The following is a 21,476-nucleotide window of genomic DNA, read 5'->3' as shown; positions in this document are numbered from 1 at the left end:
CGCCGACGACCGAGAGCGCAATCACTAATTACGGGACCACGGTACGTTGTGGTGTGACGGAGACCGCTTGTCGGGTGGACATGCACGTGAAAGTGCTCGACGAACGCGTCGTCGGGCGGGCGAAAGCGCGCGGACTGGACGCACTCGTCTACGCACCGCATTTCACACGACTCCCCGAGATCGAATCCCGAGCGGCGCGGTACTCCGACGACGAGCTGACTGTCGTCCCGGCCAGAGAGCTGTTCACCGGCAGCTGGCAACAGCGCCGCCACGTCCTCGCCGTCGGGCTCTCCGATCCAGTGCCCGACTTTCTCACGCTAGAGGGGACGATGGACGAACTGAAGCGTCAGGATGCCGCCGCGCTCGTTCCCCATCCCGGCTTTCTCAACGTCAGTCTCACGCGCGAGGAGATCAGGGCACACCGCGACCGGATCGACGCCGTCGAGGTGTACAACCCGAAACACTGGCCCCACCACAACCGCCGGGCGAAGGCCCTGGCGAGTGACTTCGGCATCGAGCCGTTCACGTCGTCGTACGCCCACGTCAGGGGCACCGTCGGCGAGGCCTGGGTGGCCTTCGACCGCGAGATCGACGACGCCGACGCTCTCGTCGGGGCGCTGCGCGAGGGTGCTCCCAGACGGGTGTTCCATCGAGACGGGCTCGGGCATCGGCTCCGCTGTGGCCTGGAGTTTTGCCACCTCGGCTACGAGAACAGCTGGTCGAAAGTCGATCGCCTCCTGTTGCAGGGGACGGAGCCGACCCACCCGAACCACGTCGCCTACGGCGGTCGGTTCGACGACGTGAAGGTGTACTAAGCGGCTGCCAGGCCGACGATCTGCATCGCCCCGGTCGGTACGTACTGCGGGAGGACGTGGACGAGGACGAGCGCGACGATGACTTCGAAGACGGTCACCACGACGGTGACGATCTCGGCGCGGTCGCTGGAGGTGGTGACGCCGGTGGGCGATCCGTACTCCTGGTCCGACAGCGGATAGAACAGCGCGATCCCCCGCCGAGAGCCGAAGTAGTCCAGCGCGTAGTGAGTCAAAACGCCGAGCCCGACCCACTGGAGGTTCGAGAAGTAGATCGGGTACGCGAGGAAGACCGCGAGCACCGGGAGGTTGTGCAGCGTCTTGCGGTGGCGGCCGAAGGCGGTGTCCACGTCGGGAAAGAGCGCGCCGAGGACGATCGGCACGGACACCTCGGCGATCGTGACGAACGTCTCCACGTCGCCGGAGGGTTCGAGGACGTACCCGAGTCCGATACTCAACAGGGCCGCGTTCAACACGTGCCCGCGTTTGTTCATGCAGTGGTGGCTAGCTGGCGACCGGTATAATGGTCGGCGATTTCCACCGGCGTCCCGCGTCGGTGCCGATCGGCGTGGACGAGGCCGTCAGCCTCGTCTCTGGACCGCGTCCCTGAGATCCGAGAGGGCCTGTCTGGCGATCTCGTGTTTGACCGTCTCGCGGTCGCCGTCGAACTCGTAGCGCTCGACCGACGTCGACGAGTCGCCGGTCCCCCACGGTGCGGCGTAGGCGACGCCGACGTAGGCGGTACCGACCGGCGTCTCCTCGGTCCCGCCCGATGGACCGGCGACGCCGGTGGTCGCGACGCCCCACGTCGTGTCGGCGGTGTCTCTGACGCCGCGAGCCATCTGGCGGGCGACCGGCTCGCTGACCGCGCCGGCCCCGTCGAGGACCTCGCGGTCGACCGCCAGCAGGTCCCGCTTGGCGTCGTAGGAGTACGTGACGACCGAGCGATCGAAGTAGTCACTCGACCCCGGTACGTCGGTCAGCAGCGAGCCGATCAGGCCGCCGGTGCAGGACTCCGCGACGGCGACGGTCGCGTCGGTCTCGCGCAGTGTCTCGCCGACGCGGGCCTCGATCCCGCCGTCAGTGTCGTCTGGCATACGCACACGTTGGCCAGACTGTCGGATAATGGTTCCACACCGGCGTCGGCTTGACCGAGCGGTCAGGCCTGACGGCCGGACCGACGACTTATCTGCTGTCGAGACATACTGTTCACATGTCCTATAGAACGACGATCGGCTGGTCGCTTCTCACTTCCGGACTCGTCACGCTCGTCCTCGGCTTTCTCCCCGGCAGCGACCTCTTCTGGGGGATCGCCCTGCTCGTGGTCGGCGTCGCCGTCCTCCTGGTCCGCCAGACGTGACGACCGCAGACAGAAAGAGAAAGGGGAGTCGACGTACACTGTCGATCATGGACTATCAAACGCCCCGGTTCTTCCGGGTGGTCCAGTACGCGCGGCGCGCCGATCGAGACGTGATCGACATGGTGTCCGGAAGCCCGGACTGGGACCCGCCAGCGGGCGTTCGCGACGGCCTGCGGGAGTACGCCGACTTCCCGGCCGACGACTTCCAGTACCTGCCCAGCGACGGGCTCCCGGAGCTACGCGAGCACATCGCCGCCCGGCGCGGTGTCGACGGGGACCGCGTCATCGTCACCAACGGAGCAGGCGAAGCCAACCATCTCGCAGTGTTCGGCGGTCTCGAACGGTTCGGCGGCAACGAGATCCTCTTGACCGATCCGGTCTTCCCCTACTACGCCGGGCGAGCGCACTTCCTCGACGCCGATGTCGGGTTCGTCCCGGTCGAAGAGCGAGGCCGCCTCGATCCCGAGCGCGTCCGAGAACGGGCCAGCGAGGAGACGGCGGTGATCGTCGTCAACACGCCCAACAACCCGACTGGTGCGGTGTACGACGCCGACGTGATGGAACGGCTCGTCGAGATCGCCGAAGTGAACGACGCCCTGCTGGTCTCGGACGAGGTGTACGACCACTTCGACTACACCGGCCGATTCAGTTCGGCCGTCGAGATCGACTCACCCAACGTCGTCGCCACCAACTCCTTCTCGAAGGCGATGGCGATTACCGGCCTGCGGGTCGGGTACGCCATCTTCCCGCCGGAGGACGGGTCGACCGGAGACCTGCTCGAACGAGCGCGAACGCGACACATGCTCACGAACGTCACCGGCTCGCGCCCGGCACAGTACGCCGTCCTGCGGGCGCTCAAGACGACGGGTCCCAAGTACTACGCCGACATCCGAGAGCGGCTCCGCGAGCGGATCGACACGTTCTGTGAGACACTGGAAGCTGCCGGAGCGGAGTACGACCGCCCCGAGGGGGGGTTCTACGTGATGGCCCGCTTCGAGGACTACGACGGAAGCTTCGATCATGCCTACGAACTGATCGACGAGGCCGGCGTCGCGGGCATGCCCGGCCAGGCCTTTGGCGACTCGCGCAGCGAGTGGTTCCGCTTCGCGCTGATGACACCCCGCGTCGACGAGGCGGCCGACCGACTCGCAGCGTTTTTTCCCGATAGCTGACCGACAGTCAGCGTCTGACACACGGACCGTGAGCGTCGAGTAGCGACGGCACCGTCACCGGACGCGGCGTCGTCGCCCTCCTCGTCGGACTGTTCCGACGGGCGTCTTCCCCGTGGTGCGCAACGACGACGGTCCGTCTTATACTGCCGGCTGTAACTGTTGCAAGAGATTCGCGATACGGAGTCGCGAAATTCCTCACAGACGTACAGCCGGTAGTATCACTCCCTGACGACGTTCGATTCGAGGTCCCGCGGGTAGTAGGTGAGTCGCTCGATCCCGTCTGCCGTGATCGAGACGGTGTCCGAGTGGCGGTAGCCGGCCTCGTCGGTGTAGAGGCCCGGCTCGATCGTGTAGACGTGGCCCGGCCGCATCTCGGCGTCGTTGCCCCGATCGATGTAGGGCGGTTCGTGACCGTCCATCCCGATGTTGTGACCCACGTGGTGGCGCGCGAGGTCGGCGACGCCCTGCTCCTCGAAGTAGTCCCACACCGCCTGATCGACGTGGCTGACCGGGACGCCGGGCCCCATCGCCTCGAAGGCCACGTCCTGGGCTTCGACCATCAGTTCGAAGTAGTGGGCCTGCTCGTCGCCGACTTCGCCGACGAACATCGTCCGTTCGAGTTCGGCGTAGTAGCCGTCGACGTTGGCCGTCGCGCCCGTGACGAGCACGTCTCCGGTCGCGAGCCGCTCGTTGGGCGTGTGGCCGTGCGGGAGCGCCGTCTCCGAGCCGCTGATGTAGCCGGCGTGGACCGGGCCGTCGGCCCTGGTCCGGACGGCGTACTCGGAGCCGAGCGTGTCCAGCATGGCCCGTGACGCCTGCAGCGACGCCCGCTGGCTGACCGTCGCCGGATGCGCCCCCGGCTCGGTGAGATCTGCGAGGTGGCGGTGCCCGAGGTTCGCCCACCGCGCGGACTCCTCGATGAGGGCGACTTCGGCGTCGCTCTTTGCCTCGCGCATCTCGGCCACCCAGCCGTCGTGTTCGGTCACGTCGAGGAACTCGCTCAGCGCCGGCCCCTCGTAGCCCATCACGCCCGGCGCGCCGTCGCTGTCTGTAAGGACCGTCTCGACGCCGAGTTCCGCGATCGCCTCGGCGACCGTCGCGATCGGCTCGCCGCCGGGGTAGTCGAAGTAGCTGTGGACGGCGTCGATCCGGGGGTTGGGCTCGACGCGCTCGACTTCGAGTCGGGGCACGGTGATCTCGACGCGCCCGTCGGTGACGACCAGCGCGACCGGGCGCTCGGTCTGGATGTGGTGAAAGCCGGTCAGATACTCGATGCTCGTCGCGTCGAACCAGACGGCACCGTCGGCGTCGGCCGCCGCCAGCCGGTCGCGGACGGCAGCGAGGCGGTCGCGGAACTCGCTCGCCGGAAGTGTTGTCGACATACTCGCTCCAAGAGCCCGGCCAGAAAAAAGCCACCGCCGCCGGCACTCTCAGAGGCGGTCCCGCGCGGCTTCGAACGCCTCGCGCGTGTTGAGGTTCTCGAAGGTCGCCATCGTCGCGTGGCGTTCGATCTCGTCGCGGTCGATCACTGCGACGTCGAGCGCGTCCAGTGTGACGGCCACGCGACGCTGGCCGTCGTCGAGCGCCCGCCGGCAGGCGTCGGCCATCGCGTCGGCGTGATAGACCGCCTGTGTCGTCTGGAGCCACTCGTCGGGCTGTGGGACGGCACCGTCGTGGCCCGCCGCCCGTTCGAAGAGGTGTGCGACCAGAGCGGGCTCGACGAACGGCATATCGCAGGCGACGACGGCGGCGTACTCTCCCGCGACCGCGTCGAGTCCCGTCTCGATCCCGGCCAGCGGGCCGCGATCCGGGACGGGATCCAGCGCGAACGAGACCGGCACGTCGAGGCCGTCGAGGGCCGCCGCCACGTCCCGACGCTGGTCCGCGCGGCAGTTGACCACCAGCTCGTCGACGACCGGCGCGAGCCGATCAGCGACCCGTCGAACCATCGGTGTCCCCGCGAGGTCGGCCAGCGCCTTGTCTCCGTCGCCAAAGCGCGTCGAGCGCCCGCCAGCGACGACGACGCCACTCTGCATAGCTGGCCGTTCGCGGCGAGTCCTAAAGAGCGTTGGCCGCACGGTCGCGTCCAGTCACACAAGCACAACCCCTTTGCACCGGCCAGCCCAAGCAATCGCCAATGTCGAAGTGCGACGCGTGTGGCAAGACCGAGAACATGCCGTACCGGTGTCACCACTGCGGGGGGACCTACTGCTCGGAGCACCGGCTGCCGGAGGCACACGACTGTCCGGGGCTGGACGACTGGGGTGACCCCGACGGCGTGTTCGACAGCGGATTCGACGACAGTGTCGACGACGGCGGAGGCGGCGGACTCGGCGACCGGCTCTCGGTCGACACCGGACCGGGCAGCATCCTCGGGTACTTCCGCGGGAACGCGACCTACACCATGCTGGGCCTGATGTGGGTCACGTTCCTCTTGCAGCATCTGGTGGTCCTCGTGGGCATCCCGATCGGCGGGCCGACCTGGAGCGCGATCTTCACACTCCAGCCCCAGCACCCAGAGTACGTCTGGACCTGGTTCACCTCCGTGTTCTCTCACGCGCCGCTGAGCCTCGGCCACATCGCGCTGAACAGCATCGTGATCTTCTTCTTCGGCCGGATCGTCGAGGACTACGTCGGATCGAAGAAGTTCACGATCCTGTTTCTCGTCTCCGGTGCGCTGGCCGGTCTCGGACAGATCGGCCTCTCACACCTGCTCGTCTTCCTCGGTTACCAGCCCGGCCTCGGTGCCGGCGTTCTGGGTGCCAGCGGTGCCGGGCTGGCGATCATGGGCGTCCTGACGGTCCTCAACCCCGGCCTCCGGGTCTACCTCTACTTCCTGATTCCGGTGCCGATCTGGGCGATCACCGGCTTCTACGTCGTCGTCAGCGTCGCCGGCATCCTCGGCGTCGGCGGCGGCTTCACCGGCGGCAACGTCGCCGACATGGCCCACCTCGTCGGCCTCGTGATCGGGCTGTGGTACGGCAGTCAGGTCAAAGGCCAGCGGCGAACGCCCGACCAGTTGCAGTTCGGCGGCGGCGGTCGCGGGCCCGGCGGTCCCGGCGGACCGGGCGGTCCCGGCCGCGGTCGGTTCTGATGGAGCCCGCTCGACCCGAGTTCGTCCCCGATCCGGCGCTCTCGCGCGGCGAGATGGAGTCGCTCCAGCGCGAGATCGCCGCCGAGGCGACGTTCGCGGACGACCTCGGCGTCGATCCGGCTGCGCTCCGGTCCGACCCCGAGCAGCACAGACCAGGCGAGGATGTCGGGGACGGGTCTGACAGCGCGCCAGCGCAGCCGCTGGTCGCGGGCGTCGACCAGGCCTTCGTCGACGACGTGGCAGTCTCGGCGGTCGTCGTCAGCCGCGGCGACGAGGTCGTCGAACGCGTCCACGCCGCCGTCGAGACGGAAATCCCCTACATTCCGGGGCTGCTCTCCTTTCGCGAGGGCGGGGCGATCCTCGCAGCGCTCGGGAAGCTACGACGGACGCCGGACCTGCTGGTCGTCGACGGCAGCGGCCGCATCCACTTCCGGGAAGCCGGGCTGGCGACCCACGTCGGCGTCCTGTTCGACGTGCCCGCGATCGGCGTCGCCAAGAGCCTCCTCTGTGGGGAGCCCCGGGAGTCGCTCGACGGGAAACTCTCGGTCGGAACGACCGTGGAAATCGAGGCCGACGACAGCGTCGAGACCGCCACGCCGGGGGCGCTGATCGGCCACGCCGTCCAGACCCGACAGTACGACTCGCCCAAGCGCCACGTCAATCCGCTGTACGTCAGCCCCGGCCACCGCGTCGGGGCCGCGACGGTCCCGGAGATCGTCCTCGCGACCACGGCCGGCTACAAGCTCCCGGAGCCGACGCGGCTGGCCGACAGCGACGCCGACGAGGCGAAGGCCGCAGTTCGGGAGCGGCGAACCTGACAGTCTTCACCGAATCCACGTGACTAATGTACCGGTCTGGTGAAGGGCCGAGCGTGTCCCTCCAACCAGTGTTTCTCGCCGCCGACGGCGGCCTCGACTACGATCGGATCGTCACCGAAGTGGTCCCCATCGCCAACCTGATGCTCCTGTTCGCCGCAGTCTCGCTGCCTGCATTCGTGCTCGGACTGTTGGTGGGTCCGGAACTCAGCGTACTGTTCTTTCTCGTCGGTCAGTTCGTCCTCGTGGTCGGTGGGGCTGTTCTCCTCATGTACGTGATCGTCCGGGCGCTCCAGTTCCACGAGGAACGCGAGTCGGCGGCGACCGACGGATCGGCCGGCCGGTGACGGGAAGGTTAACTATCAGGGGAGCGAGGCTGCCGACATGACGAAGACGGCGCTGATAACGGGTGCCTCCTCTGGCATCGGGCGGGCGACGGCCGAGGCGTTTCTCGCGGACGACTGGCAGGTGTGGGCGACGGCCCGGAACGAGGCCGACATGGCCGGTCTCGCCGACTCGGGTGCGAAGACGGCCGAACTCGACGTGACGAACGCCCGCGAGTGCGAGCGGGTCGTCGAGACGGTCGTCGGGGCCGAGGGACGCATCGACTGTCTGGTCAACAACGCGGGCTACGGCCAGTACGGTCCCCTCGAAGACGTGACGACGGCACAGCTCCACGAGCAGTTCGACGTGAACGTCTACGGCCCTCACCGACTCACGCGGGCGGTCCTGCCTCACATGCGGGACCGAGAGGACGGCACGATCGTCAACGTCTCCAGCGTCAACGGCCGGATCGCGACGCCGGGGGCCGGAGCCTACGCCGGTTCGAAGTTCGCCCTCGAAGCGATGAGCGACTCGCTGCGAGCCGAGGTCGCCGACTTCGGCGTCGACGTGGTCCTGGTCGAGCCCGGTCCCGTGGAGACGAACTTCGCCGACCGGGCGGGCGAGGCGATGGCCGACACGGAAGCCTCGGGCGCGTACGGGTGGCTCTACGAGCTCTACGAGGACACCGCGCTGGTCAGCGAGAACGCGGTGTCGGTCTCGCCCGACGCGGTCGCACACGCGATCCGTGACGCCGCCGTGACCACCGATCCACGGCCGCGATACCCCGTCGGCCAGTTCGCTCGCGTCGCCACCCTCGCCAGCCACCTCCCGGGTCGCTGGCGGGACCTGGCGGTCGCCGTCCTGCGAAAGCTCGTCTGATCGGCCCGGCGTTTTTGCGACTCGGGCACGTCGTGTCGGTATGCCCGACGCTGCCGTCCTCCTGTTCGACGGGGTCGAATCGCTCGACGCCGTCGGCCCGTACGACGTGCTGGCGAGAGCGACAGAGAGCGACGGAGCCCTCGCCGACGTGGCGCTCGTGACCGCGACGCCGACCGAGAGCGTGACCGCGAGCAAGGGAACCGAGATCGTGCCACACGGCACGCTCGACGCCGAGGAGCCGCCCAACTACCTGCTCGTGCCGGGCGGACGCTGGGCCAGCGGGACCGACGGGGGCGTCAGAGCGGCCGTCGAACGCGGCGTCGTCCCGGACCTCGTCGCGGACTGTCACGCCGCCGGCTCGACGGTCGCCGCAGTCTGTACCGGTGCGATGGTACTCGCCCGCGCCGGACTCCTCGACGGCCGCCCGGCAGTGACCCACGCCAGCGCGCTGTCGGACCTCGCCGCCACGGACGCGACGGTCGTCGACGCGCGCGTCGTCGACGACGGCGACGTGCTCACTGCCGGCGGCGTCACCGCCGGCATCGATCTCGCGCTGTGGCTCGTCGAACGGGAGTGGAGCACGGGCGTCGCCGAACGCGTGCGAACGACGCTCGAATACGACCGTTCGGACGACATCTACCGGAGCGAGAGCGCCGATAGTAACAATTGAAACGATTTACACACCGATCGCACTGCCGTCGTGCGATCGGGTGTGCATTGATTTTCAATGGCTACTATAGTCCAGGCAGGCCGCGACGACTTCCAGCAGCTCCTCGCCCTGGACCTCCTCGGCCAGCAGCGGCACGCGCCGGACCTCGTGCCCCCGGAAGAGGTCCTGAGAGCGGGCCAGCGCGTCCTGTTGGACGGACCACCGACGGGCACAGAACTCGCAGTCGTCGTGGTTCGGACCGACGTAGTCGCCCGGTAGTTCCGCGTCGACGACGCTGTCGAGGTCCTGCAACACGCGGTTGACGACGAGGGTTCCGGCCGGGATACCGAAGGCCTCCAGCCGGTCCAGCAGCCGCTCGGACTCCATCACCGAGAGCTCCTCGGGCACCATCACGACCCGGAAGTCGGTCTTCTCGGGGTCGCGCAGGACCGCCCGGAGCTGTTCGATCTGCTCGCGCATCGCCTGGAGGTCGCGCTCCATCTCCTCTCGGTCCGCGTCGTCGCCGAACATCCCGCCGAGCCCCTCAAGCATGCTCGACATGCGATCTTTGAGCGTCAGCAGCTTTCCGAGCATCGAGTCCATCGCCTCGGGCAGCTCCAGCAGGCGGAGCGTGTGGCCGGTCGGTGCGGTGTCGACGACCACGCGCTCGAAGCGGTCGTCGTCCATGTACTGCAAGAGCAGTCGCATGGCCGCGGCCTCGTCCGAGCCCGGCATCGATCCCGCGAGCGGGTTCGCGTCCTCGCCGCCCAGCAGCTGTTCGAGACCGCCGAGGTCGCCGTCCATCCCCAGCGGTCCCTCCCCGACGGCGGCCTCCGGATCGATCTCGGCGGCGTACAGCGGGAGATCCTCGCGGATCCGCGCGGGCTCGGCGGGGATCTCGGTCCCGAGCGTGTCTGACAGGGAGTGTGCCGGGTCGGTCGAGACGACCAGCGTCGCCGTGCCGTCGCGGGCGCTCGCAAGCGCCGTTGCCGCGGCACAGGTAGTCTTGCCGACGCCGCCCTTGCCGCCGTAGAGGACGTAGTCCGGCGCGTCGACACCGGTCGGCGCGTCGATCTCTTCGACCGTCTCGACGTCGAGTTCGCTCATACGTGGAGGTACGCCGTTCCGTCCTTGAGACTGTCGACTGGCCGGTTACGCGAACGATCGGACGACGGCTGCCACTTGCGGGGACCGTCGCGCCGAAAAACGGACCGGGCTACTGCCGAGAGGAGCGTGCTTCGCGCACGTCTGCGCCGTCACGAAGCTTGTCCTCGCAGTAGGGGCAGACCCGTGGCCCGTCGTGTCCTTCGGGCGTGAAGACCCGAACGTACTGCTCTGTTACGAACTCGCCGCAGTTCTGGCACTCGGGCATCTATTATTTCACTCACACGATTGCATATATGTTTTCCGCATCGCCACACTGTTGCCGGCAGTCGCCAGGCCGTGTGCGCGCCGAGCGGACGTCCGGCCAAGAGATATAGGCCACGGCTCCGACGCCCGTCCATGGACGATCTGACGCGACGGCGGCTACTCGGTGGGACCGCCGGGCTGGTGGCCGGGACGGCGGGCTGTGTCGGCGGTGACGCCAACACTGACGCCGACGCCACTCCGACCGACCGGGAGCTGATGACCAGCGGGAGCAGCGACGTGGACTTCGATCACCCGTCGGCGACGGGGATCAACGACCAGCCGACGCTCGGTGACCGGGGCCGGCAGGGCGTCATCGTCGCCTTCGAGGACCCTTCCTGTCCGACCTGCCGGCGGTTCAACCGGAACACGTTTCCGCAGATCGAGTCCGAACTGCTCGCGCCGGGCGACGTGGCCTACGTCTTCCGGGGGTATCCCGTCGTCTACGAGTGGGGCGGCCCGGCGACGCGGGCGCTAGAGGCGACGTTCGCTCGCGACCCGGCGGCCGTCTGGGACCTGAAGGCACACTACTTCGACCAGCAGGGGCAGTTCTCGACGGACAACGTCCTCGATCGCACCCGCTCGTACCTCGACGACGCGACCGACGTGGACGGATCGGCGGTCGTCACAGCGGTGAGCGAAGACGCCGCCGCCGAGGCGGTCCAGACCGACTACGACGCCGGACAGGCCGCTGGTACGTCGGGGACGCCGACGTTCTACCTGTTCCGAGACGGCGAGTACCAGACGACGGTCAGCGGAGCCCAGGACTTCACGGTCTTCGAGAACGTCCTTCTGGGATGATGGTCTCGCTACCGACGCGTCGAGCCGACTGGCGACTGATGGGACGCACCGCCCGGCTCGTCGTGACGATCCCGGCCTACGCCGCGGTCGCTGCCGTGGCCGCGGTGGCGGGACTCACCGCCTTCTCGCTGTCGCTGAACGTCTCGCTCGCCGTCGACACGCTCTCGCTGCCCATCTCCACGGGGTCGAAAGTCGAGCTTCTCGCGAGCCTCTATCCCTTCGTCGGCACCGCCTTCACGCCGCTGCAGGGCGGCCTGCTCGTGGTCGTCGCGGCCACGCTGGGCGTCAACGTCGCGATGGTGGCCTACCACTTCCGAGAACACGGCCTCTCGCTCCAGCAGGGCGGAACGAGCGTCCTCGGGGCGGTGTTGGGCGCGCTCGGGGCGGGCTGTGCGGCCTGTGGCTCGGCGATTTTGCTGGGGCTGTTGTCGCTGGTCGGCGTCTCGACATCGCTGCTCTGGCTCCCGCTCGACGGGCTCGAATTCGCCGTGCTGGCCCTCGCCGTCGTCGTCCTGTCGACGTACTGGCTGGCCGACGGGATGCGCGGCGGGCAAATCAACGGCTGTCCGATCGACATCTGAGGTAGTTTGGGGATCGCCGCGTCAGCTCCGCCGGGCTCGCGCGTCGTAACGCGCTACCAGCACGCGCAGCCACCAGAGCTTCAGCGCGACGCCCAGCGCCGTCGCGGCCGCGGCACCGCGCGCGCGGCGTTGCCAGCGGCGTACAGCGCGTACCCGAACGCCGAGGCACCGACGGCGTTGCAGACGTTCGGGTAGTCCAGCCCGATCGTCGAGCGCTGCTCGTCGTCGATCCACCACCGTTCGGCGAGGACCGCACGGGTCATCCAGGCGTCGTCGGTCTCGGGCGGCGAGAACAGGATCGGGTTGACGGCCGTCCAGACCAGCGCCGCCGCGAGCAGCCGCCAGTCGCGCCGGTAGATCGCGTAGACGATCACGGGGCCAGTGGGAACGCGCGACCAGCCGCTCTTGGGGTTCGCGTGGCGACGCCAGAACGCGGCCTCCAGCCGGTCCGCACACGAATCGCTCATGGCGACCACCTCTCGCCGACAGGACAAAGCCGTTCGCCCGCGGCTACGCCTGCTCCCAGAACCGATCGAGCTGGTCGGCCAGGAACTCCGGGGTCAACTGCGTGAACTCCGCGCGTTCGTTCTCCGGCAGGAACTCGTAGACGGAGTGGCGTGCCTCGGGACAGTAGCGCCGGCCGACGAACGCCCGGACGCCGACCTCCTCGGCCCCGCGGATCACCCGCCCGATGGCCTGGCGGGCGCGCCGGACCGCGGGCACGGTCAGGGCGTACTCGAAGGCCACGTCGTCGCCGAAGGCGTCGCCGTAGGCCCGCTTGACCCCCCGGACCCGCGGCGAGCCGATGTTGACCAGCGGGATGCCGACGACCGCGCAGGTCGAGAGCTTCTCGCCGTCGTAGTCGACGCCCTCGGTGAGCGTGCCCCGTGCGCTGGTGACGAGCACCTTGCCCGGCCCGTCGTAGAAGCGTTGCTTGAGGCGGTTCGTCGCGTCGTTGCTGGACGACTCGTCGACGAGGACCGGCTTGTCGACGGCGTCGTCGAGGTACGCGCCGGCCCACGCGGCCTCCCGGTAGTTCGGCATCGCCACGAGGACGTTGCCGGGCGAGCGCGCCAGCGATCGGAGGGCGTGGGCGTACTCGTCGCGGGTCGGGTTCCAGCCCTCGCCCAGCGGTCGCATCGTCTCGGGATCGCCGCGGTTGCGGGCCGTGAAGGGGCGACAGTCCACGAGATACGACGCGCGATTGTCCGCGGGAAACGTCAGTCCGTAGGTCGCGGCCGTGACGAAGCGAGGGTCCCGGTCCGGGCCGCCGTCGCGGAGAAATGAGAGCCCGGAGACGTGCTGGAACACGTCCAGCGGTTCGAGCGTCGCACTCATCAGGACGCCCCCGCCCAGGTCGTCGAAGACGTTGCGAAGCGCCGTCGATGGCATGCAGTTGTAACACAGGAGCCCGGCGGTGTACGCGACCTCGTAGTCGGCGTCGACGTGGCGCTCGTCGGCGGGTGCGTGTTCGAGTTCGATCTCTCTGAGGAAGCCGGCGTGGTCGCGTTCCCACCACTGGCCCGCGATCGTCCCGACGGCGGCACAGACCGGGGTCCGCGAGAGGCCGAGCGTGTCGATGGCCTCCTCGACCGCCGCGCCGATCTTCGGGAGCGAGCGCCACAGGCCGCCGTCGTACCCCTCGCGTTCGGTCCACTCGGTCAGGGCGTCCGGTTCGACGGTCTCCGGGTCTCGCAGCGGGATCTCGTGGTCGCGCTGGGGGAGCTTGTCGGGGTCGGTGCGCCACCGCTCGAACTCGCCGTCGAGGTAGGTCCGAACCCGGTCGTCGAGCCAGTCGAGTACGTCGTCGTAGAGCTGCTGGGCCCGCTCGACGGCCGCCAGCGGGACCTCGCGTGCGGCGAGCACCTCCTCGACTTGCTGTCGGTGGTCGTCGGTCTGGCGAGCCCGCTGGAGCAGGAAGTTGAGGTCGTTTCTGGCCTGTGTGAGCGTCTGTCTCCCGACGCGATCCGAGAGGAGGTCGCGGACGCGCTCTTCGAGCCGGTGGGCCTCGTCGACGACCACGAACGTGTCCTCGTCGAGGATCGGGGCGAGGAGCGGACGGGTCTGTGGGTCGAACAGGTGGTTGTAGTTGCCGATCACCACGTCGGCAGCCTCCAGCAGGACGCTCATCGCGCGGTGTGGACAGGTGCCGTACTCCACCGACGCGGGGAGGTACTCCTCGGCCGTGACGACGCCGTGTTCCCCGACGCCGAAGTCGATCGGCGAGCCGGTGTTGCGGGCGTACCAGTCGGCCTCGAACGGACAGTACAGCGGCGGATCGTCGCCGTCGGCGATCGATTCCGGGGCAGCGGGCTGGCTCGGTCGATACGGGGAGTCGGCACCGGCGGTCCCCAGCGTCCCCTCGCCCAAGCGCTGCTGGTCGCGGGCGTCCGGGCGGGCCGCCGCCGCGAGGTCGCTGGCGATCTGTGGGTCCCACCACTGCTCGTCGTCGCCGAGTTCCGCCTCGACGGCGGCGCTGGCCGGCGCGTGGTCTGTGCCGTCGCCCTCGGCCTCGACGAGCCGTGCCGTGTTCTCTCGCAGGTCTTCACAGCGGTCGTGGACGGAGCTACCCTCGGGAAAGATATCTTCGCGGCCGTACGGACAGAGGTCGCGCTTGCCGACCAGTGAGATGCCGTTCAGTGGCTCGTCCAGTCCGGCGTTCATCGCGCGGAGGTCCGTGACGAACTGCTGGAGTTGCTGCTTGACCGGCGTCACGACGACGATCCGCTCGTAGTGGCCGGCGTCGAGCAGCTGTGCGCCGGCTGTCAGGGCCGCCATCGTCTTGCCGGTGCCACAGGGGCCCTCCATCGCGAGGTATCCCCGCGCCTCGCCGGCCTCGATCGCGCGCTCGATGGCGTCGCCCTGGTTCGCGTACGGCTCGTCGAACGCGAAGTACTCCTCCCAGCCACGTTCGTCGACCGCCGAGTCACCCATCACATCGGCCTTCGTCGTCCCTCCGTTTGAACGTCCGGATCTCCCCGCGCCGAGGAGGACCTGTCGGTTTCGTTCGTGTGACAGATTTCCAGTAGTACACGAATCTTTATACTGTTGCAAAGACGCTACCGTAGTACTTAGGGATGCGAGGGTGACAGAAAGAATGGGGAACGAGCGGTCGACGCGAAGCGAGAGTGGGGAAACGCTCGACGGACGGATCGACGTGCTGTGTATCGGGGACAGATCGTCGTCCGGGGCGATCAGCGAAGCGGCCAAGGACGTCGACGCCCCGATCTCGGTCGCGTGGACGACCGACCGTCGACGGATCCGGACAGTCGCAGACGCCAGGACCATCGACTGCGTCGTGATCGACGGCTCGCTGAGCGAGCACACCCACGAACAGGTGCGCCAGATCGAGGCGTTACCCGTCGTCCTCTACACTGAGACGGACCCGGCGAACGTGTCCGACGAACTGCTCGCAGTCGTCGACACGCTGGTCGACAGGGGCGATCCGGACGACACCGCGCCGTTCCTGATCGAGAAGATCGTCGGGCTCGTCAGCGAGCGAGAGGAGAAGAGCGAGTACGCCCTGGCGCAGGCGCTCGCGCGGGTCGACGACGACGCCGCCTGCGAGGGTCACCAGTTCCTCGTCGAGCCCGACGGGACGATCTGCTGGGCCAGCGATCCGTTCGAGACGGTCTTCCCCGTCGACGCCGCGGCGGACTCGGGTGGCTTCTACGAGCGACTCGTGGCGCTGCTGGGGGACAGACCGAGCGCCATACGGACCGTGACCAGAGCCCAGCGAGGGGTCGACGCGACGAGCGAGACCGTCGTGGAAGTGCCGGCAGACGACGAGACACGCCACTTCAGCCACTCTGCACACGAGCTGCCAGACAGCGTCGGCTCGCTGCGCCTCGAAGTGTTTCGCGACGTGACTCCACAGGTACAGCGCGAGGCGCGACTGGAGCTGCTGGACCTGCTGGTCGAGCAGGCACAGGACGGGCTCTACACGCTGGACGAGAACGGCGTGATCGACTTCTGCAACGAGTCGTTCGCCGAGATGCTGGGCTACGAGCGGACCGAGATCATCGGCCGGCACGCCTCGAAGACGCTGGCGGAGGGCGAGCTAGAGAAGGGCCAGCAGACGCTGCGCCACCTCGAACGCACCGACGAGGAGAGCGCCACCGTCGACATGACCTTCCTCGACCGGGAAGGCAACCGTCTGGAGGTGTCGATCCACTACACGCTGTTGCCGTCCGAAGACGGGAGTTACGCCGGGCTGATGGGTGTCGTCCGGGACATCACGGAACGCAAGGAGCGCGAGCGGGCACTGGAACAGTACCAGACGCTCGTCGAGAGCGCCGGTGATCCGATGTACGTCCTCGACGACGAGGGCCGGATCGAACTGCTCAACGAACCGATGGCGTCGTTCTTCGGCCGAGAGAAAGACGCCGTCGTCGGCGAGCGGATCAACGAACTGCTCCCGGAGGCCGGCGGCGAGCGCGGCGACAGGGCGCTCAAGTCGATTCTCGGGGACGAGAGCCGGACCTTCGAGAGCTTCGAGAGCTGGCTGGCCGACGCCAACGGGACCCAGCGCCTCTACGAGGTGACCGTCGGCGTGATCGAAGACGACGGGGCGTTCGTCGGCTCGGTCGGCACGCTCCGGGACATCACCGAACGCGAGCGTCGCCGCGAGGAGCTGGATCTCCTGCGACAGGTCTTCGCTCGCGTGTTGCGACACAACCTCCGCTCGGAGCTGTCGATCATCATGGGCAACACCGAGGTCGTGATGGAGGAACTGGACGGGCCGAGCCGAGAGCTGGCCGGCACGGTACTGGAACGGGGCAGGCGACTCGAAGAGACCGCGAGGAAGGCCAGAGCGATCGAGTCGGTGCTCGACAGCGAGGCGGTCCGGACGACCCAGTGCGTCGAGCAGGTCGTCGACCGCGCCGTCACGGCCGTCCGAGACGAGCACCCCGACGCGGTCATCGAGACCGACGGGTCGTCGTCACTGTCGGTGCGTGCCCACCCGAACCTGGTCGTCGCCGTCGAGAACCTCGTGGACAACGCCGTCGAGCACGGCGAGGCGCTGGCGACGTGTGATGCCCGCGTCGAGGTCGAACGCGACCGGGACGGCGTCTCGCTGTCGGTGGTCGACGGCGGACCCGGTCTGCCGGAGTGTGAGCGCAAGGCACTGAACCAGGAATCCGAGACGCCACTGGAACACGGGAGCGGACTGGGCCTGTGGCTGGTCAACTGGATCGTCGAGCGCTCCGGTGGGGCGCTGGGCTTCGACCACACCGACGGCCGGACGACCGTGAGGATCGAGCTGGACGGCGACGCCGAGAGCGGCCCCGACTGATACGGACGCCGTTCGGATTGATTCAGCAACACTAAGTACAATCGGTATTATTCATTGTACTAACACGAATGCCGTTCCGCCACCAGGCGACCGTCGGCGCGTACGAGACGAACGGGGGCCGGGCAGACGACTCGCCGCAGCTGACCACGCCGGTCGGCGTGTGCCAGGACCCGCGCGGGAACGTGTGGGTCGCGGACACCGCGAACAGTCGGCTCGTCGTCCTCGACAGCGCCCTGGAACAGCGCCTGGCGGCCGTCGGCGAACCGGGATCGGAGCCGGGATCGTTCGAACTGCCCTTTCGGCTCGCCCACCACCCGAGCGATCGGGCGCTGTTCGTGACGGATCTGGCCAACGGCCGGGTCCAGCGGCTGTCCTACGAGTACGACGATCGACGGCCCGAAATCGTCGCCGTCGACACCTTCCGGCCGGACGACGGGGGGCGCTTTCACCCCAACGGCATCGCAGTCTACGAGTACGACGACGGGCTCCGGGTGTTCGTCGCCGACGAGTTCTACCACGACGGCGACGACCTCCGTTCGCGGATCGCGGTCTTCGACGACGAGGGGGCGCTCGTCGACACGATCCGGTCGGTCGACTCCGAGTTCGCCGGTGCGCTCCCGCTGTACTGGCCACAGGGGTTGGCCGTCGACACCGCCGGGAACCTCCTGATCGCGAACACGGGAGAGGGCGTGTTGCGCCGGACCGGCGCGTTCCCCTCGTACTTCGCGACGGTCCTTCGCTGTGACCGGGCCGGCGCTGGCGTCCCCTTCGAGGAGACGGGGCTGCCGATCGTCCCGCAGTCGTACGTCACGCCGCGGGGCGTCTCCGTGCTTGGCAGCGGGGACGACGAGCGCGTCGCCGTGCCGGACGTGGGCGGTGGCTTCGTCCACATGTACGACACCGCGCGGGGGCACACGAGCGAAGTCCCCTCGACGATCGCGCCGAGCTTGGACGACCGGCGGTTCGGGTCGCCGATGCAGGTCGCCCCCTACGACTCGCCGGACGGCACCGCGACCGACGACACGACCGAGCGGGTCCTGGTCACCGAGGCGATGGACCACACCGTCGCCGCCTACGAGCTGGGGACCATCTCCGAGTCGAAGCGACAGCTGGCCGGCGTCGGCGGCGACCACACCGCGCCCGAGCGGCTGTCCTTCGCCAGCGCGGCCGTCGGCGTCCCCACGGCGGGCGGTGAGCGACTACTCGTCGTCGATGCCGACAACGCTCGGCTCCAGGTGACCGACGCCGACGGCGGCGGACCGCTGGTCCAGCGACCGCTCTCGCACAACCGTTTCCCGGTCGGAACGGCGTTCTGGTCGGTCGAGCCCGGCCGGGGATATCTCTTCGCGGCCGACTACTCGCTGACCTACGACACGGACAACGACGAGCCACAGATCGCCGTCTACCGCCTCGACTGTCGGGAGGAGGTTCGGATCGATCACGTCACGTCGGCCGCCACCTGGGGCATCTGGGGGAACAACTGCAAGCTGCCCCGAGGGCTGGCGACCGACGAGGTCGACGGCGACCGGACCCGCCTGCTCGCGGTCGACTCCTTCAACGGCCGACTGCTCCGGTGGACCTTCGACCGGACGACCGGTGAACTCGCCTACGAGGCCGACGACGGTCGCTTCGGGCACGACCCCGGCGAGTTCTGGAACCCCAGCGACGTGGCCGTCGGCGAGCGCGCGACCTACGTCACCGACCGGAACAACAACCGGCTCCAGTACCGCGACGACGACGGGTGGCACGTCTACGGCGGGGCCGGCTACGGCACCGACGGCGATCGATTCCTGTTACCCCAGAGCGTCGCCGCCGCCGACGGATACGTCTTCGTCGTCGATCTGGTCGATCGCGCGATCGAGGCCTACAGCGAGACCGACGCGGACGAGGACGACGCGCTGGCGTTCGTGGACGCGATGCAGGCCTTCGGCGGTGACCGCGGCCGAGGCGACCTCTGGATGCCGTCCCTGCTGTCGGCGAGCGGGCGCGAGGACGGCGTCGAACTGGTCGTTCCCGATTCCGTGCTCGGCGTCGCCTACCGGTACCACTGGACGCCCCCGGCGTGACCTCGCAGGCAACTCGTCGTCGGGTAACCGACCGCTTCGGACAGGTAACTGACACGTAACTATCCGGGATCGGCGTCTCTCTGCCGTCGAGATGGACACCGCGACCGGCAGTCCCCCCCTCGACGTACTCGAACCGCCCGCCGGCCTGTGGCTGCTGGCACTGGTCTTCTTCGGAGTCGGCGACCTCCTCACGACCGGGGTCGGCCTGACGCTTGGCTCCTCGACCGAGGCCAATCCCGTCGTCGCACCGCTCGTCAAACGGTACGGCGTCGCCGTCTTGCTCCCGATCAAAGCGGCGTTCTTCGTCGGGACCTACCTCGTGTGGCGAGCGTTGCCCCACCCGTACTCGACGACCGTCCCCGCGACGCTCGCGCTGGTGGGCGTCGTCGTCACCGCCTGGAACACCGGAATGTTGCTCACCGGCGCGTTCTCGTGACGCTGGCGGTCGGCGAGGACGTGACGCCGGTCAATCGTCGCTCCCGGCCCGCCGACCGTCTTCGGACTCGCTGCCGGCGGTTTCGAGTATCTCGTCGCGGTGTTCGTCGAGCAGTGGCGCGCGGCCGCGCGGTCGCGGATCGGTCTCGGTCATCTTGATGGGGCTGCCGGCGATCGTCACCCGCTCGTCGGTGCCGGGCTGGTCGACCGTCGCCAGCATCTCGCGGGCCGCGACGTGTGGGTCCTCGAAGACGTCTGCAGTGTTCTGGACCGGTGCGACGGGGACGCGGCCGTCGAGGGCGTCGACGACGGCGCTCGTCTCGCGGTCGCGCGTCCAGTCGGCGATGGCGGCCCGAAGCGCGTCCCGTGCGCCGCGTCGGCTGGCGGCGTCGGGATAGTCGGCCGCCAGATCCGGGCGGTCCATCGTCTCACAGAGCGTCCGCCAGTGCCCGTCCGAGAAGGCGGCGATCACGACGTGGCCGTCGGCCGCTTCGAAGGCGTCGTAGGGGAACAGCGTGGGGTGTGAGTTGCCCCGTCGAGTGGGCGCGTGGCCGTCGTAGGAGTACTGGTAGATCGTCCGCTCACACAGCGAGAGCATGGCGTCGTACATCGCCGTGTCGACGTACTGTCCCTCGCCGGTGCGCTCGCGGTGGTGGACGGCCGCGAGGATGCCGACGGCGTTGAGCGCCGCGGTAAAGAGGTCGCCGACGCCGGGGCCGACCTTCGTCGGCGGTCCGTCTTCGGGGCCGGTGATCTCCATGACCCCGCCCAGCGCCTGGGCGATGAGGTCGAACGAGGGCTGGCCCTGGCGGTGCGTCTCGCCGGTCCGCGGGTCGCCGAAGCCACGGATCGAGGAGTAGACCAGCGACGGATTGCGCTCGCGGAGCCGCTCGTAGCCCAGATCGAACCGTTCCATCGTTCCGGCCTTGAAGTTCTCGACGACGACGTCCGCGCGCTCGACCAGCGAGAGAAACGCCTCGCGGTCGGCCTCGTCGCCGAAGTCCAGTTCCAGCGATCGCTTGCCGCGGTTGACGCTCTGGAAGTACCCGCCGTAGGGCTCGTCGTCGGTTTCGAGGTACGGAGGGTTCGACCGGATCAGGTCCCCGCCGGGGCGCTCGATCTTCACCACGTCCGCGCCCATGTCCGCGAGCAACATCGTGCAGTACGGGCCGGCCAACACCTGTGTCAGGTCCAGGACCCGAAGGTCCGAGAGGGCACCCATGCGTCGTGGCTCGGTCGGCACGGCCATGAATCTTTGTGATTAATCATTATAGATACCTTAAGGACGTATTATCATGAAAGACCATTATATTTATTGTGAGGAGCCTCGTCTGCACTACCACATGCCCCGGACGGTCATCCTCGGCGTCATCGGCTCCGACGCTCACGTCGTCGGTATCACGATTCTCGAACAGGCGCTGTCGGCCGCAGGCTTCGACGTCGTCAATCTCGGCGTCAAGACCTCGCAGGCGGACTTCGTCGACGCGGCACAGTCCCACGACGCCGAGGCGGTACTGGTCTCGTCCCTGTACGGCCACGCCCGGCAGGACTGTGAGGGCTTTCACGACCGGATCGCAGACGCCGGCCTCGACGTGTGTACCTACGTCGGCGGCAACCTCGCGGTCGGTCAGGACGAGTTCGAGCAGACCCGCGAGCGCTTCCGCGAGATGGGTTTCGACCGCGTCTTCGACGCGGAGACCGACCCACAGGAGGCGATCGCGGCGCTGCGCCAGGACCTCCAGCTGACGGCCCGCGAGGCCGAGCGAGCGAGGGTCGACAGCTGAC

At 68.5% G+C, this 21,476-nt stretch carries 23 protein-coding genes; 14 read left to right on the top strand and 9 right to left on the bottom strand.

Translation table 11 applies throughout. The annotated features are described in order from the left end of the window. Positions 1-80: 80 nt before the first annotated feature. Positions 81-815, top strand: a complete 735-nt coding sequence (locus HALKA_RS0110175) for a PHP-associated domain-containing protein (protein ID WP_026190262.1) — start codon at positions 81-83, stop codon at positions 813-815. Here HALKA_RS0110175 and HALKA_RS0110170 read toward each other — a convergent pair. After that, positions 812-1,306 carry a metal-dependent hydrolase gene (locus HALKA_RS0110170; RefSeq protein WP_018257886.1) on the bottom strand — a complete coding sequence of 165 codons (495 nt, stop codon included), beginning with the start codon at positions 1,304-1,306 and terminating at the stop codon, positions 812-814. The two genes, HALKA_RS0110175 and HALKA_RS0110170, sit on opposite strands and share 4 nt — an antisense overlap. Positions 1,307-1,393: 87 nt before the next feature. Continuing rightward, positions 1,394-1,909 carry a CinA family protein gene (locus tag HALKA_RS0110165; protein ID WP_018257885.1) on the bottom strand — a complete coding sequence of 172 codons (516 nt, stop codon included), beginning with the start codon at positions 1,907-1,909 and terminating at the stop codon, positions 1,394-1,396. Between the two features lie 116 nt (positions 1,910-2,025). On the opposite strand from HALKA_RS0110165, the gene HALKA_RS21390 reads away from it, so the two are divergent. Continuing rightward, positions 2,026-2,172 (top strand): hypothetical protein, encoded by a 147-nt coding sequence (locus HALKA_RS21390; protein WP_018257884.1) that lies wholly within the window; start codon positions 2,026-2,028, stop codon positions 2,170-2,172. 47 nt (positions 2,173-2,219) lie between these two features. Then, positions 2,220-3,344 carry a pyridoxal phosphate-dependent aminotransferase gene (locus tag HALKA_RS0110155; RefSeq protein ID WP_018257883.1) on the top strand — a complete coding sequence of 375 codons (1,125 nt, stop codon included), beginning with the start codon at positions 2,220-2,222 and terminating at the stop codon, positions 3,342-3,344. A 218-nt stretch (positions 3,345-3,562) separates the two neighbouring features. On the opposite strand, the gene HALKA_RS0110150 is transcribed toward HALKA_RS0110155, so the two are convergent. Further along, on the bottom strand, positions 3,563-4,726 hold the full coding sequence (locus HALKA_RS0110150) for a M24 family metallopeptidase (RefSeq protein ID WP_018257882.1): 1,164 nt from the start codon (positions 4,724-4,726) through the stop codon (positions 3,563-3,565). Positions 4,727-4,774: 48 nt separating this feature from the next. Beyond that, positions 4,775-5,380, bottom strand: a complete 606-nt coding sequence (gene mobA, locus HALKA_RS0110145) for a molybdenum cofactor guanylyltransferase (protein WP_018257881.1) — start codon at positions 5,378-5,380, stop codon at positions 4,775-4,777. A gap of 101 nt (positions 5,381-5,481) precedes the next feature. Here mobA and HALKA_RS0110140 point away from each other — a divergent pair, with 101 nt between their 5' ends. Genes HALKA_RS0110140 through HALKA_RS0110120 form a run of 5 tightly spaced genes read left to right on the top strand, consistent with a single transcriptional unit; the run spans position 5,482 to position 9,126 of the window. Next, positions 5,482-6,438 (top strand): rhomboid family intramembrane serine protease, encoded by a 957-nt coding sequence (locus HALKA_RS0110140; RefSeq protein WP_018257880.1) that lies wholly within the window; start codon positions 5,482-5,484, stop codon positions 6,436-6,438. Continuing rightward, entirely contained in the window at positions 6,438-7,256 is an 819-nt protein-coding gene (locus HALKA_RS0110135; protein WP_018257879.1) for an endonuclease V, read from the top strand. Before HALKA_RS0110140 ends, HALKA_RS0110135 begins: the two co-directional genes overlap by 1 nt. Positions 7,257-7,309: 53 nt before the next feature. Beyond that, positions 7,310-7,600: a hypothetical protein gene (locus HALKA_RS0110130; protein WP_018257878.1), complete on the top strand. Its 291-nt coding sequence runs from the start codon at positions 7,310-7,312 to the stop codon at positions 7,598-7,600. 37 nt (positions 7,601-7,637) lie between these two features. Further along, positions 7,638-8,456 carry an SDR family oxidoreductase gene (locus tag HALKA_RS0110125; RefSeq protein ID WP_018257877.1) on the top strand — a complete coding sequence of 273 codons (819 nt, stop codon included), beginning with the start codon at positions 7,638-7,640 and terminating at the stop codon, positions 8,454-8,456. A gap of 40 nt (positions 8,457-8,496) precedes the next feature. Continuing rightward, a complete protein-coding gene (locus HALKA_RS0110120) occupies positions 8,497-9,126 on the top strand; it encodes a DJ-1/PfpI family protein (RefSeq protein ID WP_018257876.1) in 630 nt (209 codons plus the stop codon). Between the two features lie 54 nt (positions 9,127-9,180). Here the strand turns inward: HALKA_RS0110120 and HALKA_RS0110115 are convergent, their stop codons facing one another. Beyond that, on the bottom strand, positions 9,181-10,212 hold the full coding sequence (locus tag HALKA_RS0110115) for an ArsA family ATPase (RefSeq protein ID WP_018257875.1): 1,032 nt from the start codon (positions 10,210-10,212) through the stop codon (positions 9,181-9,183). Between the two features lie 109 nt (positions 10,213-10,321). Then, on the bottom strand, positions 10,322-10,477 hold the full coding sequence (locus HALKA_RS21385; protein ID WP_015763918.1) for a DUF7563 family protein: 156 nt from the start codon (positions 10,475-10,477) through the stop codon (positions 10,322-10,324). A gap of 131 nt (positions 10,478-10,608) precedes the next feature. On the opposite strand from HALKA_RS21385, the gene HALKA_RS0110110 reads away from it, so the two are divergent. Beyond that, positions 10,609-11,313 carry a DsbA family protein gene (locus tag HALKA_RS0110110; protein ID WP_018257874.1) on the top strand — a complete coding sequence of 235 codons (705 nt, stop codon included), beginning with the start codon at positions 10,609-10,611 and terminating at the stop codon, positions 11,311-11,313. Then, positions 11,310-11,894 carry a hypothetical protein gene (locus HALKA_RS0110105; RefSeq protein ID WP_018257873.1) on the top strand — a complete coding sequence of 195 codons (585 nt, stop codon included), beginning with the start codon at positions 11,310-11,312 and terminating at the stop codon, positions 11,892-11,894. The genes HALKA_RS0110110 and HALKA_RS0110105 overlap by 4 nt, the downstream gene beginning before the upstream one ends. A gap of 80 nt (positions 11,895-11,974) precedes the next feature. On the opposite strand, the gene HALKA_RS19480 is transcribed toward HALKA_RS0110105, so the two are convergent. After that, positions 11,975-12,361, bottom strand: coding sequence for a DUF6653 family protein (locus HALKA_RS19480; protein WP_245545385.1), 387 nt, complete (start codon positions 12,359-12,361; stop codon positions 11,975-11,977). Between the two features lie 43 nt (positions 12,362-12,404). Further along, positions 12,405-14,828: an ATP-dependent DNA helicase gene (locus HALKA_RS0110095; RefSeq protein ID WP_018257872.1), complete on the bottom strand. Its 2,424-nt coding sequence runs from the start codon at positions 14,826-14,828 to the stop codon at positions 12,405-12,407. A gap of 163 nt (positions 14,829-14,991) precedes the next feature. Between HALKA_RS0110095 and HALKA_RS0110090 the strand changes: the two genes are divergently transcribed. From HALKA_RS0110090 to HALKA_RS0110080, 3 genes are all read left to right on the top strand, one after another. Next, positions 14,992-17,190, top strand: a complete 2,199-nt coding sequence (locus tag HALKA_RS0110090) for a PAS domain-containing protein (protein ID WP_018257871.1) — start codon at positions 14,992-14,994, stop codon at positions 17,188-17,190. Between the two features lie 68 nt (positions 17,191-17,258). Beyond that, the gene (locus HALKA_RS0110085; RefSeq protein ID WP_018257870.1) at positions 17,259-19,256 is read left to right on the top strand and encodes an NHL repeat-containing protein; all 1,998 of its coding nucleotides are present in this window, start codon (positions 17,259-17,261) and stop codon (positions 19,254-19,256) included. A gap of 91 nt (positions 19,257-19,347) precedes the next feature. Further along, positions 19,348-19,692, top strand: coding sequence for a DUF5658 family protein (locus tag HALKA_RS0110080; RefSeq protein WP_018257869.1), 345 nt, complete (start codon positions 19,348-19,350; stop codon positions 19,690-19,692). A 30-nt stretch (positions 19,693-19,722) separates the two neighbouring features. Here HALKA_RS0110080 and mct read toward each other — a convergent pair whose 3' ends face one another. Further along, the gene (gene mct / locus HALKA_RS0110075; RefSeq protein ID WP_018257868.1) at positions 19,723-20,913 is read right to left on the bottom strand and encodes a succinyl-CoA:mesaconate CoA-transferase; all 1,191 of its coding nucleotides are present in this window, start codon (positions 20,911-20,913) and stop codon (positions 19,723-19,725) included. Between the two features lie 121 nt (positions 20,914-21,034). Here mct and glmS point away from each other — a divergent pair, with 121 nt between their 5' ends. Further along, positions 21,035-21,475: a methylaspartate mutase subunit S gene (gene glmS, locus HALKA_RS0110070; RefSeq protein WP_015763927.1), complete on the top strand. Its 441-nt coding sequence runs from the start codon at positions 21,035-21,037 to the stop codon at positions 21,473-21,475. Position 21,476 lies beyond the last annotated feature (1 nt).

The organism is Halomicrobium katesii DSM 19301, assembly GCF_000379085.1.
GTDB lineage: Archaea > Halobacteriota > Halobacteria > Halobacteriales > Haloarculaceae > Halomicrobium > Halomicrobium katesii.
Note: the sequence above shows the minus strand (reverse complement) of the source record. Positions and strands in the feature narration are given on the sequence as shown.

What these genes read in the sequence shown, in the direction of transcription:
- HALKA_RS0110150 (WP_018257882.1), bottom strand. Translation starts at nt 4,726, where the DNA reads ATGTCGACAACACTTCCGGCGAGCGAGTTCCGCGACCGCCTCGCTGCC.
- glmS (WP_015763927.1), top strand. Translation starts at nt 21,035, where the DNA reads ATGCCCCGGACGGTCATCCTCGGCGTCATCGGCTCCGACGCTCACGTC.
- HALKA_RS0110080 (WP_018257869.1), top strand. Translation starts at nt 19,348, where the DNA reads ATGGACACCGCGACCGGCAGTCCCCCCCTCGACGTACTCGAACCGCCC.
- HALKA_RS0110110 (WP_018257874.1), top strand. Translation starts at nt 10,609, where the DNA reads ATGGACGATCTGACGCGACGGCGGCTACTCGGTGGGACCGCCGGGCTG.
- HALKA_RS0110140 (WP_018257880.1), top strand. Translation starts at nt 5,482, where the DNA reads ATGTCGAAGTGCGACGCGTGTGGCAAGACCGAGAACATGCCGTACCGG.
- HALKA_RS21385 (WP_015763918.1), bottom strand. Translation starts at nt 10,477, where the DNA reads ATGCCCGAGTGCCAGAACTGCGGCGAGTTCGTAACAGAGCAGTACGTT.
- HALKA_RS0110090 (WP_018257871.1), top strand. Translation starts at nt 14,992, where the DNA reads ATGGGGAACGAGCGGTCGACGCGAAGCGAGAGTGGGGAAACGCTCGAC.
- HALKA_RS0110155 (WP_018257883.1), top strand. Translation starts at nt 2,220, where the DNA reads ATGGACTATCAAACGCCCCGGTTCTTCCGGGTGGTCCAGTACGCGCGG.
- HALKA_RS0110095 (WP_018257872.1), bottom strand. Translation starts at nt 14,828, where the DNA reads ATGGGTGACTCGGCGGTCGACGAACGTGGCTGGGAGGAGTACTTCGCG.
- mobA (WP_018257881.1), bottom strand. Translation starts at nt 5,380, where the DNA reads ATGCAGAGTGGCGTCGTCGTCGCTGGCGGGCGCTCGACGCGCTTTGGC.
- HALKA_RS21390 (WP_018257884.1), top strand. Translation starts at nt 2,026, where the DNA reads ATGTCCTATAGAACGACGATCGGCTGGTCGCTTCTCACTTCCGGACTC.
- HALKA_RS0110175 (WP_026190262.1), top strand. Translation starts at nt 81, where the DNA reads ATGCACGTGAAAGTGCTCGACGAACGCGTCGTCGGGCGGGCGAAAGCG.
- HALKA_RS0110120 (WP_018257876.1), top strand. Translation starts at nt 8,497, where the DNA reads ATGCCCGACGCTGCCGTCCTCCTGTTCGACGGGGTCGAATCGCTCGAC.
- HALKA_RS0110165 (WP_018257885.1), bottom strand. Translation starts at nt 1,909, where the DNA reads ATGCCAGACGACACTGACGGCGGGATCGAGGCCCGCGTCGGCGAGACA.
- HALKA_RS0110085 (WP_018257870.1), top strand. Translation starts at nt 17,259, where the DNA reads ATGCCGTTCCGCCACCAGGCGACCGTCGGCGCGTACGAGACGAACGGG.
- HALKA_RS0110135 (WP_018257879.1), top strand. Translation starts at nt 6,438, where the DNA reads ATGGAGCCCGCTCGACCCGAGTTCGTCCCCGATCCGGCGCTCTCGCGC.
- HALKA_RS0110125 (WP_018257877.1), top strand. Translation starts at nt 7,638, where the DNA reads ATGACGAAGACGGCGCTGATAACGGGTGCCTCCTCTGGCATCGGGCGG.
- mct (WP_018257868.1), bottom strand. Translation starts at nt 20,913, where the DNA reads ATGGGTGCCCTCTCGGACCTTCGGGTCCTGGACCTGACACAGGTGTTG.
- HALKA_RS0110115 (WP_018257875.1), bottom strand. Translation starts at nt 10,212, where the DNA reads ATGAGCGAACTCGACGTCGAGACGGTCGAAGAGATCGACGCGCCGACC.
- HALKA_RS0110105 (WP_018257873.1), top strand. Translation starts at nt 11,310, where the DNA reads ATGATGGTCTCGCTACCGACGCGTCGAGCCGACTGGCGACTGATGGGA.
- HALKA_RS19480 (WP_245545385.1), bottom strand. Translation starts at nt 12,361, where the DNA reads ATGAGCGATTCGTGTGCGGACCGGCTGGAGGCCGCGTTCTGGCGTCGC.
- HALKA_RS0110170 (WP_018257886.1), bottom strand. Translation starts at nt 1,306, where the DNA reads ATGAACAAACGCGGGCACGTGTTGAACGCGGCCCTGTTGAGTATCGGA.